This window comes from Streptomyces sp. NPDC056987 (genome assembly GCF_042673865.1).
In the GTDB taxonomy this organism is placed as follows: domain Bacteria; phylum Actinomycetota; class Actinomycetes; order Streptomycetales; family Streptomycetaceae; genus Streptomyces.
The window spans coordinates 25,174-39,540 of sequence record NZ_JBHURV010000041.1 but is presented as its reverse complement, the minus strand read 5'-3'; the positions used below and the strand labels follow the sequence as shown (position 1 = coordinate 39,540).

General features: G+C 70.8%; 13 protein-coding genes and 2 tRNA genes. 5 read left to right on the top strand and 10 right to left on the bottom strand.

Going from position 1 to position 14,367, the window contains the following annotated elements:
- The first annotated feature begins 10 nt into the window (after positions 1 to 10).
- Together ACFTZC_RS34055 and ACFTZC_RS34050 are read left to right on the top strand one after the other, a co-directional pair.
- On the top strand, positions 11 to 412 hold the full coding sequence (locus ACFTZC_RS34055; protein ID WP_382896375.1) for a cyclic nucleotide-binding/CBS domain-containing protein: 402 nt from the start codon (positions 11 to 13) through the stop codon (positions 410 to 412).
- A 198-nt stretch (positions 413 to 610) separates the two neighbouring features.
- Positions 611 to 1,027: a Fur family transcriptional regulator gene (locus tag ACFTZC_RS34050; protein WP_382896372.1), complete on the top strand. Its 417-nt coding sequence runs from the start codon at positions 611 to 613 to the stop codon at positions 1,025 to 1,027.
- Between the two features lie 107 nt (positions 1,028 to 1,134).
- Here the strand turns inward: ACFTZC_RS34050 and ACFTZC_RS34045 are convergent.
- The 4 genes from ACFTZC_RS34045 to ACFTZC_RS34030 all read right to left on the bottom strand — a co-directional run bounded on the left by ACFTZC_RS34045 (position 1,135) and on the right by ACFTZC_RS34030 (position 6,667).
- Positions 1,135 to 1,208: transfer RNA gene (locus tag ACFTZC_RS34045), tRNA-Met, on the bottom strand.
- A gap of 78 nt (positions 1,209 to 1,286) precedes the next feature.
- On the bottom strand, positions 1,287 to 3,344 hold the full coding sequence (locus ACFTZC_RS34040) for a tetratricopeptide repeat protein (protein WP_382896369.1): 2,058 nt from the start codon (positions 3,342 to 3,344) through the stop codon (positions 1,287 to 1,289).
- Positions 3,345 to 3,538: 194 nt separating this feature from the next.
- Positions 3,539 to 3,612: transfer RNA gene (locus tag ACFTZC_RS34035), tRNA-Met, on the bottom strand.
- Positions 3,613 to 3,655: 43 nt separating this feature from the next.
- Positions 3,656 to 6,667: a UPF0182 family protein gene (locus ACFTZC_RS34030; RefSeq protein WP_382896476.1), complete on the bottom strand. Its 3,012-nt coding sequence runs from the start codon at positions 6,665 to 6,667 to the stop codon at positions 3,656 to 3,658.
- Positions 6,668 to 6,792: 125 nt separating this feature from the next.
- Here ACFTZC_RS34030 and ACFTZC_RS34025 point away from each other — a divergent pair, with 125 nt between their 5' ends.
- Positions 6,793 to 7,353: a PPA1309 family protein gene (locus ACFTZC_RS34025; protein ID WP_382896367.1), complete on the top strand. Its 561-nt coding sequence runs from the start codon at positions 6,793 to 6,795 to the stop codon at positions 7,351 to 7,353.
- Between the two features lie 24 nt (positions 7,354 to 7,377).
- Here ACFTZC_RS34025 and ACFTZC_RS34020 read toward each other — a convergent pair whose 3' ends face one another.
- From ACFTZC_RS34020 to ACFTZC_RS34005, 4 genes are all read right to left on the bottom strand, one after another.
- A complete protein-coding gene (locus ACFTZC_RS34020) occupies positions 7,378 to 8,466 on the bottom strand; it encodes a PDZ domain-containing protein (protein WP_382896365.1) in 1,089 nt (362 codons plus the stop codon).
- A gap of 103 nt (positions 8,467 to 8,569) precedes the next feature.
- Complete coding sequence (locus ACFTZC_RS34015) at positions 8,570 to 8,740, bottom strand: hypothetical protein (protein ID WP_365812158.1); 171 nt, start codon at positions 8,738 to 8,740, stop codon at positions 8,570 to 8,572.
- A gap of 186 nt (positions 8,741 to 8,926) precedes the next feature.
- A complete protein-coding gene (locus tag ACFTZC_RS34010) occupies positions 8,927 to 9,385 on the bottom strand; it encodes a molybdenum cofactor biosynthesis protein MoaE (RefSeq protein ID WP_382896363.1) in 459 nt (152 codons plus the stop codon).
- Between the two features lie 75 nt (positions 9,386 to 9,460).
- On the bottom strand, positions 9,461 to 10,573 hold the full coding sequence (locus ACFTZC_RS34005) for an SDR family oxidoreductase (protein WP_365812154.1): 1,113 nt from the start codon (positions 10,571 to 10,573) through the stop codon (positions 9,461 to 9,463).
- Between the two features lie 238 nt (positions 10,574 to 10,811).
- Between ACFTZC_RS34005 and ACFTZC_RS34000 the strand changes: the two genes are divergently transcribed.
- Together ACFTZC_RS34000 and ACFTZC_RS33995 are read left to right on the top strand one after the other, a co-directional pair.
- Positions 10,812 to 12,308 (top strand): zinc-dependent metalloprotease, encoded by a 1,497-nt coding sequence (locus ACFTZC_RS34000; protein ID WP_382896359.1) that lies wholly within the window; start codon positions 10,812 to 10,814, stop codon positions 12,306 to 12,308.
- Positions 12,305 to 12,853 carry an NUDIX hydrolase gene (locus ACFTZC_RS33995; protein ID WP_382896355.1) on the top strand — a complete coding sequence of 183 codons (549 nt, stop codon included), beginning with the start codon at positions 12,305 to 12,307 and terminating at the stop codon, positions 12,851 to 12,853. The genes ACFTZC_RS34000 and ACFTZC_RS33995 overlap by 4 nt, the downstream gene beginning before the upstream one ends.
- Before the next feature lie 49 nt (positions 12,854 to 12,902).
- Here ACFTZC_RS33995 and ACFTZC_RS33990 read toward each other — a convergent pair whose 3' ends face one another.
- Together ACFTZC_RS33990 and ACFTZC_RS33985 are read right to left on the bottom strand one after the other, a co-directional pair.
- A complete protein-coding gene (locus ACFTZC_RS33990) occupies positions 12,903 to 13,661 on the bottom strand; it encodes an AIM24 family protein (RefSeq protein ID WP_382896352.1) in 759 nt (252 codons plus the stop codon).
- Positions 13,662 to 13,677: 16 nt separating this feature from the next.
- Positions 13,678 to 14,358 carry an AIM24 family protein gene (locus ACFTZC_RS33985; RefSeq protein WP_382896350.1) on the bottom strand — a complete coding sequence of 227 codons (681 nt, stop codon included), beginning with the start codon at positions 14,356 to 14,358 and terminating at the stop codon, positions 13,678 to 13,680.
- Positions 14,359 to 14,367 lie beyond the last annotated feature (9 nt).

Here is a 14,367-nt window from a genome sequence, read left to right as displayed (position 1 = left end):
GCTCCACCCCATGCTTGTCCGTGACGCCATGAGTTCGGTGGTTCTGACCATCGGCCCCACGCATACGCTCCGCCAGGCCGCCCGGCTGATGTCGGCCCGGCACGTCGGCGCCGCCGTCGTCCTCGACACCGATCACTGCGGCATCGGCATCCTCACCGAACGTGACATCCTCAACTCGCTCGGCGCGGGCCAGAGCCCGGATGTCGAGACCGCCTGTTCCCACACCACGACCGCCGTCGTCTTCGCCGCACCGGCATGGACGCTGGAGGAGGCCGCGGCGGCCATGTCGACCGGCGGCTTCCGGCATCTGATCGTGCTCGACGAGCGCGAGCCCGTCGGCATCGTCTCCGTACGCGACATCATCCGCTGCTGGGCCCCGTCCCGGCACGAGACCGCCGTCCTGGCCGGCTGAGCCCAGGGAGGGCGCCTCCCCCGTACGCCCCCGAGGGCGGCGGAAGGGGCCGGCCCCCGGAGGAGGGCCGACCCCTTCCGTCTTCAGCCTGCGGCCTACCGCCTACAGCCGCGCGAACTGGACTTCGTCCAATTCAGGTGAGCATCCAAAGTCACACTCATTCGTGACCTGGTGTTCGTCACTGTTAGGCTGGTTTTCATGAGTGACCTGCTGGAACGACTTCGCGACCGCGGCTGGCGCATGACGGCGCAGCGGCGCGTCGTGGCCGAGGTCCTCGACGGGGACCATGTCCACCTGACCGCCGACGAGGTGCACGAACGGGCCGTGGCGAGACTCCCGGAGATCTCCCGCGCGACCGTCTACAACACGCTGGGCGAGATGGTGACGCTGGGCGAGGTCATCGAGGTCTCGACGGACCGCCGCGCCAAGCGGTACGACCCGAACGCGCACCGGCCGCACCACCACCTGGTGTGCGCGCGGTGCGGCGCCATCAGGGACGTGCACCCGTCGGGCGACCCGCTGGCCGACCTGCCGGTGGGCGAGCGCTTCGGCTTCACGGTCTCGGACGTCGAGATGACGTACCGCGGCACGTGCCCCGGCTGCGCCTCCGCGTGACGGGTCCTGCCCGCCGGGGTTCCCGGAACTGAGGGCTGTCCGCGGCTTCGGCTTACACGCCTGAGGCCCGGATCTCGTGATCGAGATCCGGGCCTCAGGACTTTCAGTAGCGGGGACAGGATTTGAACCTGCGACCTCTGGGTTATGAGCCCAGCGAGCTACCGAGCTGCTCCACCCCGCGCCGTTGAATGCAACATTACGTCACGGTGCCGAGCAGCGCAAATTCGTATCCGTCCCCCGCGACGGCCATCCACGCAGGTCACGCGGTCAGTTCCTGGTGCAGTGCCTCGCGCAGCCGGGCCGCGCGCTCCGCGACCTCGGCCGGGCCCAGCTCGACGGCGCGGGCGCACCAGCGCTGCCCCTCGGTCAGCTCGCCCCGGCGGGCGGCCAGCAGCGCGAGCCGCAGCGCGGCCCTGCCGTGTCCGGCCTGGGCTGCCCTGGTCCACCAGAGCGCGGCCTCCCGCTCGCCGCCCTCGCGGGCCAGGAGCAGCCCGAGGTTGAAGGCGCCGTTGCGGCTGCCGGCCTCCGCGGCCTCCCGGTACCAGCGGGCGGCCTCGTTGATGTCGCCGCGGCCGGCCGCGAGCATGCCGACGCGCACCTGGGCGCGGCGGTGGCCCTGCTCGGCGGCGCGCTCGTACCACTGCTCGCACTCGCTCTTCACCCCGTACGGCTCGCCGAGCGCGGGCGGCCCCGGCGGCGGCTCGCGCGAGTCGAGGACGGTGGCCAGCCGGAAGGCGGCCTCCGCGCTGCCGCCGCCGGCGGCGCAGCGCAGGTGGCGCTCCGCGGTGCGGTCGTCGCCGTCGCGCAGGCAGGCGATGCCGACCTGGAGGGCCGCCTCGGTGTGCCCGGCGGCCGCGGCGCGCTCGTACCAGCGCAGGGCCGCGCCGTCGTCGTCACGGCCCGCGTACAGGATGCCGAGGTTGAACGCGGCGTCCACGCTCCCCGCCTCGGCGGCCTTGGAGAACCAGGGCTCGGCGCCCGTCGGGTCGTCGGCCTGGAGGAGCAGGACGGCGAGCGCGTTGGCGGCCTCGCGGTGGCCCGCGTAGGCGGCGCGGCGGTACCACTGCTCGGCCTGGACCGTACGGTCCTGGGAGGCGCAGAGCAGCCCGAGGTTGTACGCGCCGTTGACGTCGCCCGCGTCCATGGCGGCGCGGTACCAGCGCTCGGCGGTCTGCGACTCGCCCCGGGCCGCGTGGAGCGCGCCGAGGGCGTTGGCGGCGTTCCCGTCGCCCTCCTGGGCGGCGCGCAGCCACCAGACGGCGGCGCTCTCCTCGTCCCCGGCGTCGCGCAGCAGGAAGCCGAGGGCGCAGGCGGCCCGCGCCTCGCCGTCCTTGGCGGCGCTCAGGTACCAGCGGCCGGCCTCCTTCAGCTCGCCGCGCCGCTCCAGGATCGCGCCGAGGTGCAGGGCGGCGCGGCGGTGGCCGCGCGCGGCGGCCTGCCGGTACCACTGGGCGGCCTCGCTGATCAGGGAGGCCGCGGGGCCGGAGCTCATGGTCGCGAAGCCGGACGTCCCGGGGCCCGCCGTCCTGGGACCGTGCGGCCCCGGCGTCCCGGGACCCCACGCCCCGGAACCCCAGGCCCCGGAACCCCGCGTCCCGGTGTACGCGGGCAGCCGGGGGTCGGTGCTGGTCACGGGGTCCAGGGAGAGCAGCGGCTCCTGGCCCGTACGGCGGCCTCGCGCGCCGGGGGCCACCGGACCGGTCCGGTAGACCACGTCGGCGCCGGAGCGGGCCGTCTCGCGTGCTCTGCGCTCCAGCGCGCGGGCGAGCCGGTAGGCCGCCTCGCGGTGCCCCTGCTCGGCGGCGGCGCGCAGCCAGCGCTCGGCCCCGACGTCGCTGCGGTGCTCCAGCAGATCGGCGAGGGCGTAGGCGCCCAGCGCGTGGCCCTGCTCGGCGGACTGGCGCAGCCAGTACTCGGCGGCGGGCTCGTCGCCGAGCTCGCGGTAGTGGCGGCCGAGCGCGTGGGCCGCCGGGGCGGAGCCGGCGACGGCGGCGATCCGCCACCAGCCGGCGGCCTCGTCGACGTAGCCGCGCTGGTGCAGCAGCACGCCCAGATTGTTGGCGGCGGCGCGCTCGCCCTCGGCGGTCGCGGCCCGCAGGTACGGCTCGGCGCCGTCGAGATCGCCGCGGCGCAGCAGCAGCGCGCCGAGGACGCTCATCGACGCGGTGTCCCCGGCGTCGGCGGCGCGGCGGTGTCTCTCCTCGGCCTCGGTGTCGGCCCCGTCCGCGGCGCCGGTCCCACCGGTCGCGTCGTTCACGTGTGGCTGCACATACCGCCCTGTCTCCAACAGAGTTGCCCTATCCCCCATATTTTCCATCGTCGCACCACCCGCCGGCCGCGTACAGCCGGTATACCGCGCCCCACAAGGTCACTACAGCGTTTTGTCGACATGCCCACAGAGAGACACATCAAACCCACTGGAGACCAACTGGGCCGAGCTGAAACCCAGTTGGGGACGGACACATGGCAAGGGCCCGGATCCTAGAAGGATCCGGGCCCTTGACTTCGCCGTAGCGGGGACAGGATTTGAACCTGCGACCTCTGGGTTATGAGCCCAGCGAGCTACCGAGCTGCTCCACCCCGCGTCGTTGTGTGCCAACCGTACCACGGGGTGGAGGTGATGCCAGGTCAGCTCGTATCGCCACCGCCGTCCGCGCTGCCGGAGTCTCCCCCGGCCTGGTCACCGGACTTGTCAGCGGCCTTGTCGGCCGGCTGGTCGCCGGACTTGTCGGCAGCCTTGTCGGCGGCCTTGTCACCCGGCTTGTCGGCGGATCCCGACTTCGCCGCGGCCTCCGCGTCGGCGGCCCGCTGGAGCGCGTCCTGAAGGTCCTTCTGCGCCTTGCCGTACGCCGTCCAGTCCTGCTTCTGGAGCGCCTCCTCGCCCGCGTCGTACGCCTTCTGGGCGTCCGAGATGGCCTGTTGGAGGGCCTGGTCACCGGTGGCCGGCGGGGTGGTGGTGCCCGGCGGCTCGGTTGACGGCGGCGACGTGCTCTCCTCCCCGAAGACCGCGTTCAGCGCCTCCGGCAGGCTGTCCTTGAAGACCGGCTTGCCTCCGTAGGAGACGGCCACCTTCTTCAGCAGCGGGTAGTTGGCACTGCCGCCTCGCGCGTACACCGGCTCGATGTAGAGGAAGCCCCCGTCGAGCGGCACCGTGAGGAGGTTGCCGTACTCGATGTCCGAGTCGGTGCCTCTCAGGTTCCGCACGAACTCGGCGACCTCCGGCACACCGTTCAGCTCGCTCTGCACCTGCTGCGGACCCTGGACCGTGGACGTCACTCTCAGCACTCTGATCTTGCCGTAGTCCGTGCTGGTGGCATCGGCGTCCACCGCCATGAACGCGCCCAGGTTGGGGCGCCCGTTGGGCGTGAAGGTGGTGGTCAGCGAGAACTTCTGATCGTCCTGGCCGGGCATCTTCAGGCTGAGGTAGTACGGCGGGACCGAGTTGCTGTCCTTGGTGGTCGGGTCGTCCGGCACCTGCCACGCGTCACTGCCGCTGTAGAACTGGGCGGGGTCCGTGACGTGGTAGCGGGTGAGCAGTTCGCGCTGCACCTTGAACATGTCCTGCGGGTAGCGCAGGTGCGACAGCAGCGTCGAGTCGATGTCGCCCTTCGGCTTCACCGTGCCGGGGAACGCCTTCATCCAGGTCTTGAGGACCGGGTCCTTGGTGTCCCACTGGTACAGGTTGACCGAACCGTCGTACGCGTCGACGGTCGCCTTCACCGAGTTCCGGATGTAGTTGACCTGGTTCTGCTGCGCGACGACCGCGCGCTGGCTGTCGGTCAGCGAGTCGGCGGTCGTGTCGCCGAGCGTCGTACGGGACGCGTACGGGTATCCGTTCGTCGTCGTGTACGCGTCGACGATCCACTGGATCCGGCCGTCGACCACGGCGGGGTACGCGTCGCCGTCGATGGTCAGCCAGGGCGCGACGGCCTCGACGCGCTCCTTGGGCGTGCGGTTGTAGAGAATCCGCGAGCCGTCGCCGATGGCGCCGGAGTAGAGCATCTGGGGCTCGCTGAAGGCAACGGCGTACGCCGCGCGGTTCAGCGGGTTGGAGAGGTCGACGCCGCTCTTGCCCTTGTAGCTCGTGGTCTGCTCGCCGTTCTTCTCGTAGTCCAGCTCCTTCTGCGGACCGCCCACGATCGAGTACTGCTCGGTCTTCTCGCCGTAGTAGACGCGCTGTTCGTACTTCGGGAGCTCGCCGCTGGTCGGCAGGCCCGACTCGGTGAAGTCGGGGGCGCCGATCGTGCCCTCGTTGTCGTCCGTCACCGTGTTCGTGCCCTTGGAGGCGATCAGTCCGTACCCATGGGTGTACGTGAAGTGATCGTTGATCCAGTTGCGCTTCGGGATACCGGTGATGTTCAGCTCGCGCAGACCGACCACCGTGTCCTGCGGCTTGCCGTCGGGACCGGGGTACCGGTCGACGTCGAGCGTGGAGGGGAACTGGTAGTACTTACGCTCCTGCTGAAGCTGCTGGAACGCGGGCGAGACCACATTCGGGTCGACCAGCCGGTAGCTGGCCGCCGTGTCGGCCGCCTGGCGCTGCTCGGCCTTCTTGTCCGGGTCGCCCTTGCCCCCGTAGTCCTGCACATCGGCGGCATCGATGCCGTACGCCTGGCGCGTGGCGTCGATGTTCTTCTTGATGTACGGGGCTTCCTTGGCCTGCTCGTTCGGCTCGACCTGGAACTTCTGGACGATCCCCGGGTAGAGGCCGCCGATCAGGATCGCCGAGAGCACCATCAGGCCGAAACCGATCACCGGAAGCTGCCACGTACGGCGCCAGAGCGTCGCGAAGAACAGCAGGGCGCAGATGACCGCGATGCAGAAGAGGATCGTCTTGGCGGGCAGGAACGCGTTCGCGTCCGTGAACCTCAGGCCGGTCCAGTTGCCCGTCGCCTTGAAGTCGCTGGACTTCACCGCCAGGCCGTACCGGTCGAGCCAGTACGCGACGGCCTTCAGCGAGACGAAGACGCCGAGCAGCACCGAGAGATGCCCGGTGGCCGCGGCGGTCGCCCGCGCGCCGGGGCTGGTGATCCGCAGCCCGCCGTACAGGTAGTGGGTGAGCGCGGCGGCGATCAGCGACAGCACGGTCGTCGCGAAGCCGAACGCCAGCAGGAAGCGGTACCAGGGCAGGTCGAAGGCGTAGAACGCCACGTCCAGCTGGAACTGCGGGTCCTTCTGCCCGAACGGCACCCCGTTGATCCACATCAGCCACGTACGCCACTGACCGGCGGCGGAGGCTCCGGCGATCAGCCCGACCAGCGCGGTGATCCCGAGGAGCACCCACTTCTTGTACGGAGCGATCCCCATCCGGTACCGGTCGAGGTTCTGCTGCTCCATGGACATCGCGCTGAGCGGCGGCCGCAGCCGGTGCGCCAGCCAGATGTTCAGCCCCACCGCGAAGGCCATCAGCAGCCCGCAGACCGCGAAAAGACCGATCTTGGTCCAGAGAGTGGTGGTGAACACCGATGAATACTTCACCGAGCGGTACCAGAGCCAGTCGGTCCAGAACCCCGCGAACATGACGAAGAGCATGGCCAGCACGGCCAGCACGCCCAAAGTCATGAGCAGGGTCCGGGCCCGACGGGAGGGCCGGCCCACTCTGATCCGTGGCCCGGTCGGGCCTCCGCCGCGGTCCGGCATCTGGAAAGCCAACGTGCGCACCTCAAAGTTCGCGGTCGTGTGAATTCGTAGGGTTCTGCTGGTTCAACTTACTGAGGCTTTACCTAGTTCCCGCACCCGGGTCCGAAGGAGGCAGGATATTGACCATGTCCACTGTTTCTCCTTCAGGTACGCCCATGGCCGCCGGCCCTCTGACCCGCGCCGTGCTCGAAATCGACGAGTACGCCTCCACGCTCGGCTGGGATCAGCCCGCCCGGCTCTTCGCGCTGGTCGACACCACACGGCTGCGCGCCGACGAACCCGCTCTCGCCGCCCAGTTGGGGCTCGACGAGGACGGCGCCCCCGCCGCCCCCCTCACCCCCGTCGAGCAGGACGAGATCCCGGCGGGCACCCCGCTGGACGAGTTCCTCGGCACCATCGCGTGGCCCGACGCGGTGGTGGGGTGCGCGATGACCGTGGAGCGGCTGATGCTGCCGCCGTCGGCAGAAGCATCCGTACCGGACAATCTGGACGAAACGGCGCTCGCCGCGTGGGTCGCCTCCCACCCGGAGCGCCAGGAGGTCCGGATGACCGTGGCGGTGCTGCGCGACGGCGCCCGGGAGTCCGCGCTGCGGCTGCGCGAGAAGGACTCCCCGAACGAGGTCCTCACGGGCTCCGGGCTGGTCCCGGGGCTGGCGGAGGCGCTGTCGGCCACCTTCGAGGCGTAGGAGCCCTTCCGTGGGCGCGGCCGGTCAGCTTGCCGAACAGCTCGGCAGGCCGGCCGCGTCCCCGGTGCGGATCTTCTCCATCGACGCCGTCGCGTCCTTGATCGTCTTCACCCGGACCAGAGTGAGGCCGTCGGGGATGTCGGAGGCCGCGGCGGCGCAGTTCTCGTCGGGCGTGAGGAAGTAGCGCGCCCCCGCGTTCCGCGCGCCGACGAGCTTCATCTCGATGCCGCCGATCGGGCCGACCACACCCTTGTCGTCGATCGTGCCCGTCCCCGCGACGAACTTGCCGCCGGTCAGCGAGCCGGGCGTGAGCTTGTCGACGATGCCGAGGGAGAACATCAGCCCGGCGCTCGGACCACCCACGTCGGCCAGCTTGATGTCCACGGTGAACGGGAACGTGTGATCGGTCCCCGCCTGGATGCCGACGATCGCCCGGTCGCCCTCGTCGGACTTCCGTGTGGTGATCGTGACCTTCTCGGTGGCCGTCGGCTCCTTGCCGGACTTCTCCGCGGCCGCGGCCTCCTTGGCGGGAACGATGGTGAAGTCGACGTCCTCGCCCGGCTTGTGCTTCGTGACGAGCTTCGCGACATCTTCGGGGGCCTTGACCTCCGTGCCGTCCACGGCCTTGATCACGTCCCCGGCGTGCAGGGTGCCCTCGGAGGGGCTGTCCTTGACCACCGAGGAGACGATCGTGCGCGAGGAGACCGGGATGCCCAGCTCGGCCAGGGCGGCGACCTTGGCGCTCTCCTGGGACTGGCTGAACTCCTCGGCGTTCTCCTGCGTGGACTGCTCTTCCGTCTTGCCGTCCGGATACAGGGTGTCGTGCGGCACCACGACGCTGTCGTGGGCCAGCCAGCCGTAGACCGCCTCGACGATGTTCATGTTGTAGTCCGCGCCGGTGACCCTGACCGTCGTCATATTGAGATGGCCCGACGTCGGGTATGTCTTGCGACCGGAGACCTGGAGCACGGGCTCACCACCGGCTTCACCCAGCGTGTTCACCGTCGGCCCGGGGCTCATCTCCGAATACGGGACCTTGATGAGCACACCCGCGCAGAGCAGCGCGATGAGGACGAGGGTGGAAGCGAGCATCGTCGCGGTGCGGCGTGGCATGGAACGACAGTACGGGAAGCCTCTGTCAGTGCACCCCCGGGGCCGGTCCGTACGAGGTCACAGGGGGCGTGACCCCGGACCGATCGGCCCGCGGGCCGCCGGATCAGACCGGATCGGAGCTGGTCTCCGCCTTCTCCATCGCGTCACGGAACCGGGCATAGCCGTTCAGCTCGGCTATGTCCCCTATCGTGCGGTCCCTGGAGACCCAGCTTCCCCATATCGCCGCGCCAATGACAGCGAACAGCGGGATCAACAACCAGGCAAGTACGGCCATACCGACCTCCCGACCGAATGAGTGTCTGCGAACTGACCGATCAGCAGATTAATCATCTGCAGCACCAACGCTGCTGGCCGGGAGGCGGTTACGCAAATCGAGTGGACGGGTGCGCGGGGTCCCGGGACGGGGCGCTACGCGCCCACCCGCCCTCCCGTCGCCCGACCACCACCCCTCAACGAGGCGCTACGCGCCGACCCATTCCTCGGTACCGTCCGAGAACTTCTGGTGTTTCCAGATCGGCACCTCGTGCTTGAGGTCGTCGATCAGCTTCCTGCACGCCTCGAACGCCTCGGCCCGATGCGGGCAGGAGACCGCGACGACGACCGCCAGATCCCCGACCTCCAGATCACCCACACGGTGGACGGCGGCCAGCGCGCGCACCGGGTGACCGGCGACGATCTTCTCCGCGACCCGCCGCAGCTCCGCCTCCGCGGACGGATGGCTGGAGTAGCCGAGGGAGTCGACGTCCGCGCCGCCGTCGTGGTTGCGCACGGTGCCCACGAAGAGCGCCGTGCCGCCCGCCGCGTCGTCCCCCACCGCGCGGAAGACCTCGTCGACGGTCAGGGGGGTTTCACGGATCGCGAGCAGCCGGATGGGGTCCTGCGCCGCCTGCTCGCCCGGGTGGGAACGCGTACTCGCCATGGGGCCATCGTGCCGTACCGCAGCGGCGCCATGGAACAGCCGTTCCCCCCGGGGCGGGCCGGCTGCGCGGTGGGCTCAGATCCGGCGCCGCGCCTTGCGGGCCCGCCGTACCAGCGCGGCCGTACCGAGCAGTGCGACGGTCGCCCCCGCCGCACCCGCCGCGGTGGCGTCCTTGCGGCCCAGACGGCGGCCGGCGACGGTGTGGCGGCCCTCGACCTCTTCGAGGAGGGCGGCGAGCACCTCCTCATTGGTCCAGCGGGGCCGCCACCCCGCGTCATGCAGCCGGCTCACACTGACCACCCAGGGGTGCATCGTGTACGCGAGATCGCCGGCCGGGGAGGGCGTGAGGCCGATCCGGTGCAGCCGGGCCGCGGCGCCCAGGGCGACCGCCGAGGGCAGTTCCATGCGGCGGATGCCGCTCAGCTCCTCGACCTCCTCCTGTTCCAGCCAGCCGTCGCAGCCGACCGCGAACTCCCCGTCGGCCTTTTCGAGCGCGGCGTACTCCAGCGCGCTCACCAGGTCCTCGACATGGCAGAACTGCCAGGTCGGGCGGGATCCGGCGACGACGAGCAGCCGGGGCGACTCAAAGTAGCGGGTGAGCGCCGTGTCCGTACCGCCGACGAGAACGGCGGGGCGTACGACCGTCACATTCAGGCCGGGGTGCGCGCGGGGCGCGCGGCGGCCCAGGCGTTCGATCTCCAGCAGGTCGCCGACGCCCGTGGCCTCGGCGGTCGCCCGCAGCTCGGCGTCCTCGGAGAGCGGGATGTCGTTGTCGGGCAGCGCGCCGTAGACCATGGCGGAGGTGCAGAGCACGACCCGGTGCACCCCCGCCGCCGCGGCGGCCGTCAGCACGGTCTGGGTCCCGCGCACGTTGTACGCCGTACGGGCGGCGGCGTCGGTCTCCAGGTCGAGGTCGAGCGCGAGGTGCACCACGACGTCCGCCCCGCGCAGCTTCTCCGCGATGGCCGGGTCGCGGACGTCGAGGATGTGCCACTGCGCCTCGGAGACCTCCCCACGGCGCTCGTCGATGGCGATGACCTGCTTGATCTCCTCGGACGCCGCCAGGCGCCGGGTGAGCAGGTCACCGACGCCTGAGGCGGCGCCGGTGACCGCGACAACGGGGCCGCGGGACGAGGTCGGGGTTGAGCGGTTTCGCGCTGCGCGAACCTGCGGATCTGGGGAACTCACCGGGCGTCTCCAGCGGTTGTCTTCAATACGTACGCGAATGACGCGTACGTACCAGGAGACGTCCATCCTGCCGCAGGCCACCGGCCGACGGAGCACCGAGCCCGGAAGCCACCGGGGTGTCGGTCCCGTTCCGACCCGCGGCACCGCCCCCGCACCCGCTGTGCCGCTTAGGCTGGGAGGTGCAGTCGGGCAGCCGCCGCCGGCAGGAAGCCGGTGGCCCTACGAGCCGAGGAACCCCGTGAGTGACACACCATTCGGATTCGGCCTTCCGCCGGAGGAGCCGGAGGACGGCGACGGCAAGAAGAAGGACCCTGCCGGAGGTGGTCAGGGTTCCGGTGGCCAAGGCGGCCAGGGCAACCCCTTCGCAGGATTCGGGATGCCCGGTGGCGGCGGGCCGGGCGGCGCGGACAATCCGTTCGCCGCGATGTTCGGTTCGCTGAACCCCAACGACCTGGGGGCCGCGTTCCAGCAGCTCGGCCAGATGCTGAGCTACGAGGGCGGTCCCGTGAACTGGGACATGGCCAAGCAGATCGCCCGCCAGACCGTCGCCCAGGGCACCCCGGACGGCACGAAGGACGCGAGCGTCGGCCCCTCGGAGCGCGCGCAGGTGGACGAGGCGGTGCGGCTGGCGGACATCTGGCTGGACGGCGTGACCTCGCTGCCCTCCGGTTCCAACGCCTCCGTGGCGTGGAGCCGCGCCGAGTGGGTCGAGGCGACGCTGCCCGCCTGGCAGCAGCTCGTCGACCCCGTGGCGGAGCGGGTGGGCACGGCCATGGGCGAGGTGCTGCCCCAGGAGATGCAGTCGGTGGCGGGTCCGCTGATCGGCATGATGCGCTCCATGGGCGGCGCCATGTTCGGCCAGCAGATCGGGCAGGCCGTGGGCGTGCTGGCCGGTGAGGTCGTCGGCTCGACGGACATCGGGCTGCCGCTGGGCCCGGCGGGCCGGGCCGCGCTGCTTCCGCTGAACATCGAGGCGTTCAGCAAGGACCTCGGCGTGCCCAAGGACGAGATCCGGCTCTATCTGGCGCTGCGCGAGGCCGCTCACCAGCGGCTCTTCGCCCATGTGCCCTGGCTGCGGTCGCACATGTTCGGCGCGGTCGAAGGGTACGCCCGCGGGATCAAGGTGGACACCTCCAAGCTGGAGGACGTGGTCGGCCAGTTCGACCCCAGCCACCCCGAGGAGATCCAGGAAGCACTCCAGCAGGGCATGTTCCAGCCGGAGGACACGGCGGAGCAGAAGGCCGCGCTCGCCCGGCTCGAAACGGCGCTGGCGCTGGTCGAGGGCTGGGTGGACGCGGTGGTCCACGAGGCCGCGAAGGACCGGCTGACGGCGGCGGGCGCGCTGCGCGAGACGCTGCGCCGGCGCCGGGCCTCGGGCGGTCCGGCCGAGCAGACGTTCGCGACGCTCATCGGGCTCCAGCTCCGGCCCCGCAGGCTGCGGGACGCCTCCCGGCTGTGGGCCTCCCTCACCGACGCGCGGGGGGTCGACGGGCGCGACCGGCTCTGGGAGCACCCGGACATGCTGCCGACCGCTTCCGACCTGGACGACCCGGACGGCTTTGTCCACCACGAGCAGCTCGACTTCTCCGAGCTGGACAAGATGCTCGGTGAGGCGGCCGGCAGCGGGCCGAACCTCCAGAAGGACGGCACCGGCGGCGCGGGTGACGGCGGCACGGGCAACGGCGGCACGGGCAACAAGCACGACAAGGACGACAAGGACGACACCGACAAGTGAGCCTGCACGACAACGCGGTCCTCGTCCTGAAGGCGTACGAGGGGTCCGAGGGGTCCGCCCCCGCGCAGCGCGAGCTGAGCGGCCTCTATCTGGACCATCTCGCGGCCCGTCCGGACGGGATGTGGAAGGCGTGCGAGGCCGGGCACCTGACGGCGAGCGCGCTGGTCGTCGACCCGGAGCGCGGCCGCGTCCTGCTGACCCTGCACAAGAAGCTCGGCATGTGGCTCCAGATGGGCGGCCACTACGAGCCCGGCGACACGACGCTGGAGGGCGCGGCGCTGCGGGAGGCCAGGGAGGAGTCCGGGATCCTGGAGCTGACTCCCCTGGCGGGCGGCCCCGTACAGCTCGACCGGCACCCGATCCCGGCGCCCTGTCACTGGCATCTCGATGTCCAGTACACGGCGCTGACCCGGCCGGGGGCCGTCGAGTCGATCAGCGAGGAATCACTGGACCTGCGCTGGTTCGCGTACGACGAGGTGGCGGGGGTGGCCGACGGCTCGGTCGTCCGGCTGCTGGAGCGTACGCGCGCGCTCCTGGGCACCTGACCTGAACCGGTGAGGGGGCGGGTCCCGCCGCCGGGCCCGCCCCCTCGGGTCACCTGCTCCAGTCGTTGGCCTGGTTCTGCCCGTACGCGCCGTTCCCTCCGACGCCGTACTGCGCGGCCAGGCCCTGGCCGATCTCCGCGTGCTGCGGCGGCATTACCTCACTGGGCTGGACGAGCGCGAACCCCTGACCCAGGAAGCTGAGCTCCCAGCCCTCGCCGGTGGAGCCGCGCCGCCGCCGTATGCCCGAGGAGTGCGTCTGCGCCTGCATCTGCACCCGCAGGGCGGAGGACCAGGCGACGACCGCGTCGGCGTCGGCGTTGACGTACTTGTCCGGCGTGACCTCCATCATCAGCGGTTGTCCCGAGGTCATCAGGGCGACCTGGCCCCGCCCGGAGATGTTGAGCTGGTACTTGCCGGATCCGGAGACTCCGTACTCGCTGTCCACGGCGACGACCTCGCTGTGCAGCGTGGAGTCGAGCGCCAGCACATAGGCGCTGTCCACCGTCATCCCGTCGTGGTCGACATCCACCACATGGATGTACTGGGCGAGGTTGGCCAGATACACCGTGCCCTGCCCGGAGCAGCGCATCAGGTCCAGGCCCTCGCCGGTGACCGCGCGCGTCTGGCGCCGGCCGTGCGACTCGTACTCGCCGTCGAACTCGATGAGCCCCTGGTACGCGACCATCGCGCCCTTGCGGGCGAGGACATCGTCGTGGCCGGTGAGCGCGACCCGCAGAAGCTGCGGGTTCTGGACGGCGTAGCGGTCCTGGGACTGCTGTTCCGTGTAGGCGAAAAGCGGACTCTGCATGGGTTCCTCGCTCCCCTCAGCCCCGGGCCCGCAGGCGGTCGGTGCTGTCCTCGCTGGGCTGTACGACGACGATGCCCTGGCCGGAGAAGGCCATCTGGTAGGCCTCTCCGCTGCCCCGCCCGATCAGCGAGGACATCGTGAAGCTGCGCTTGCCCTTCACCTTGAGCGCGGGTGACCAGGCGACGAGTGCGTCGGGGTCGACATAGGTCTCGTCCTCGCCGCGTCCGCAGTCGACGACGACCGGGGTGCCGCGCGAGGTCAGGGCGACCCAGCCCGTTCCGGAGATCTGTACGTTCCACAGGCCCTGGCCGGCGAACTTGGCCAGCCCCTTGACGCGTTCGACGCCCCACTGGAGGTGGGCGTCGAAGGCGAGCAGGTTGGAGCCGTTGACGGAGAGCGCGTCGTTGTCGAGGTTGATGACGACGACGTCCGCGCCGTAGTCGGCGAGATAGAGCAGACCGTCACCCGCGCACTTCATCACGGGCGTGGTCTCGCCGGTGACCCACTGCGAGGCGATCTGGCGGACGGCGGGCGGGTTCGGTTCGTACTGGACGAAGCCCTCGTAGGCGACCATCGAGCCGGTGCGGGCGTAGAGGTCGTGTCCCGAGGCCATGGCGACCTTGAGCATGGAGCGGCCGTGATTCTCCATCCGGGCCGCGACGGGGGTCGGGGCGAAGCCCGCGAGTTGCTGGTTCATGATCCGGGC

Bases quoted from the DNA above. Each gene is read 5' to 3' on its own strand.
- ACFTZC_RS34055 (WP_382896375.1), top strand. From the start codon at position 11: ATGCTTGTCCGTGACGCCATGAGTTCGGTGGTTCTGACCATCGGCCCC.
- ACFTZC_RS34050 (WP_382896372.1), top strand. From the start codon at position 611: ATGAGTGACCTGCTGGAACGACTTCGCGACCGCGGCTGGCGCATGACG.
- ACFTZC_RS34040 (WP_382896369.1), bottom strand. From the start codon at position 3,344: ATGGAAAATATGGGGGATAGGGCAACTCTGTTGGAGACAGGGCGGTAT.
- ACFTZC_RS34030 (WP_382896476.1), bottom strand. From the start codon at position 6,667: ATGCCGGACCGCGGCGGAGGCCCGACCGGGCCACGGATCAGAGTGGGC.
- ACFTZC_RS34025 (WP_382896367.1), top strand. From the start codon at position 6,793: ATGTCCACTGTTTCTCCTTCAGGTACGCCCATGGCCGCCGGCCCTCTG.
- ACFTZC_RS34020 (WP_382896365.1), bottom strand. From the start codon at position 8,466: ATGCCACGCCGCACCGCGACGATGCTCGCTTCCACCCTCGTCCTCATC.
- ACFTZC_RS34015 (WP_365812158.1), bottom strand. From the start codon at position 8,740: ATGGCCGTACTTGCCTGGTTGTTGATCCCGCTGTTCGCTGTCATTGGC.
- ACFTZC_RS34010 (WP_382896363.1), bottom strand. From the start codon at position 9,385: ATGGCGAGTACGCGTTCCCACCCGGGCGAGCAGGCGGCGCAGGACCCC.
- ACFTZC_RS33990 (WP_382896352.1), bottom strand. From the start codon at position 13,661: ATGCAGAGTCCGCTTTTCGCCTACACGGAACAGCAGTCCCAGGACCGC.
- ACFTZC_RS33985 (WP_382896350.1), bottom strand. From the start codon at position 14,358: ATGAACCAGCAACTCGCGGGCTTCGCCCCGACCCCCGTCGCGGCCCGG.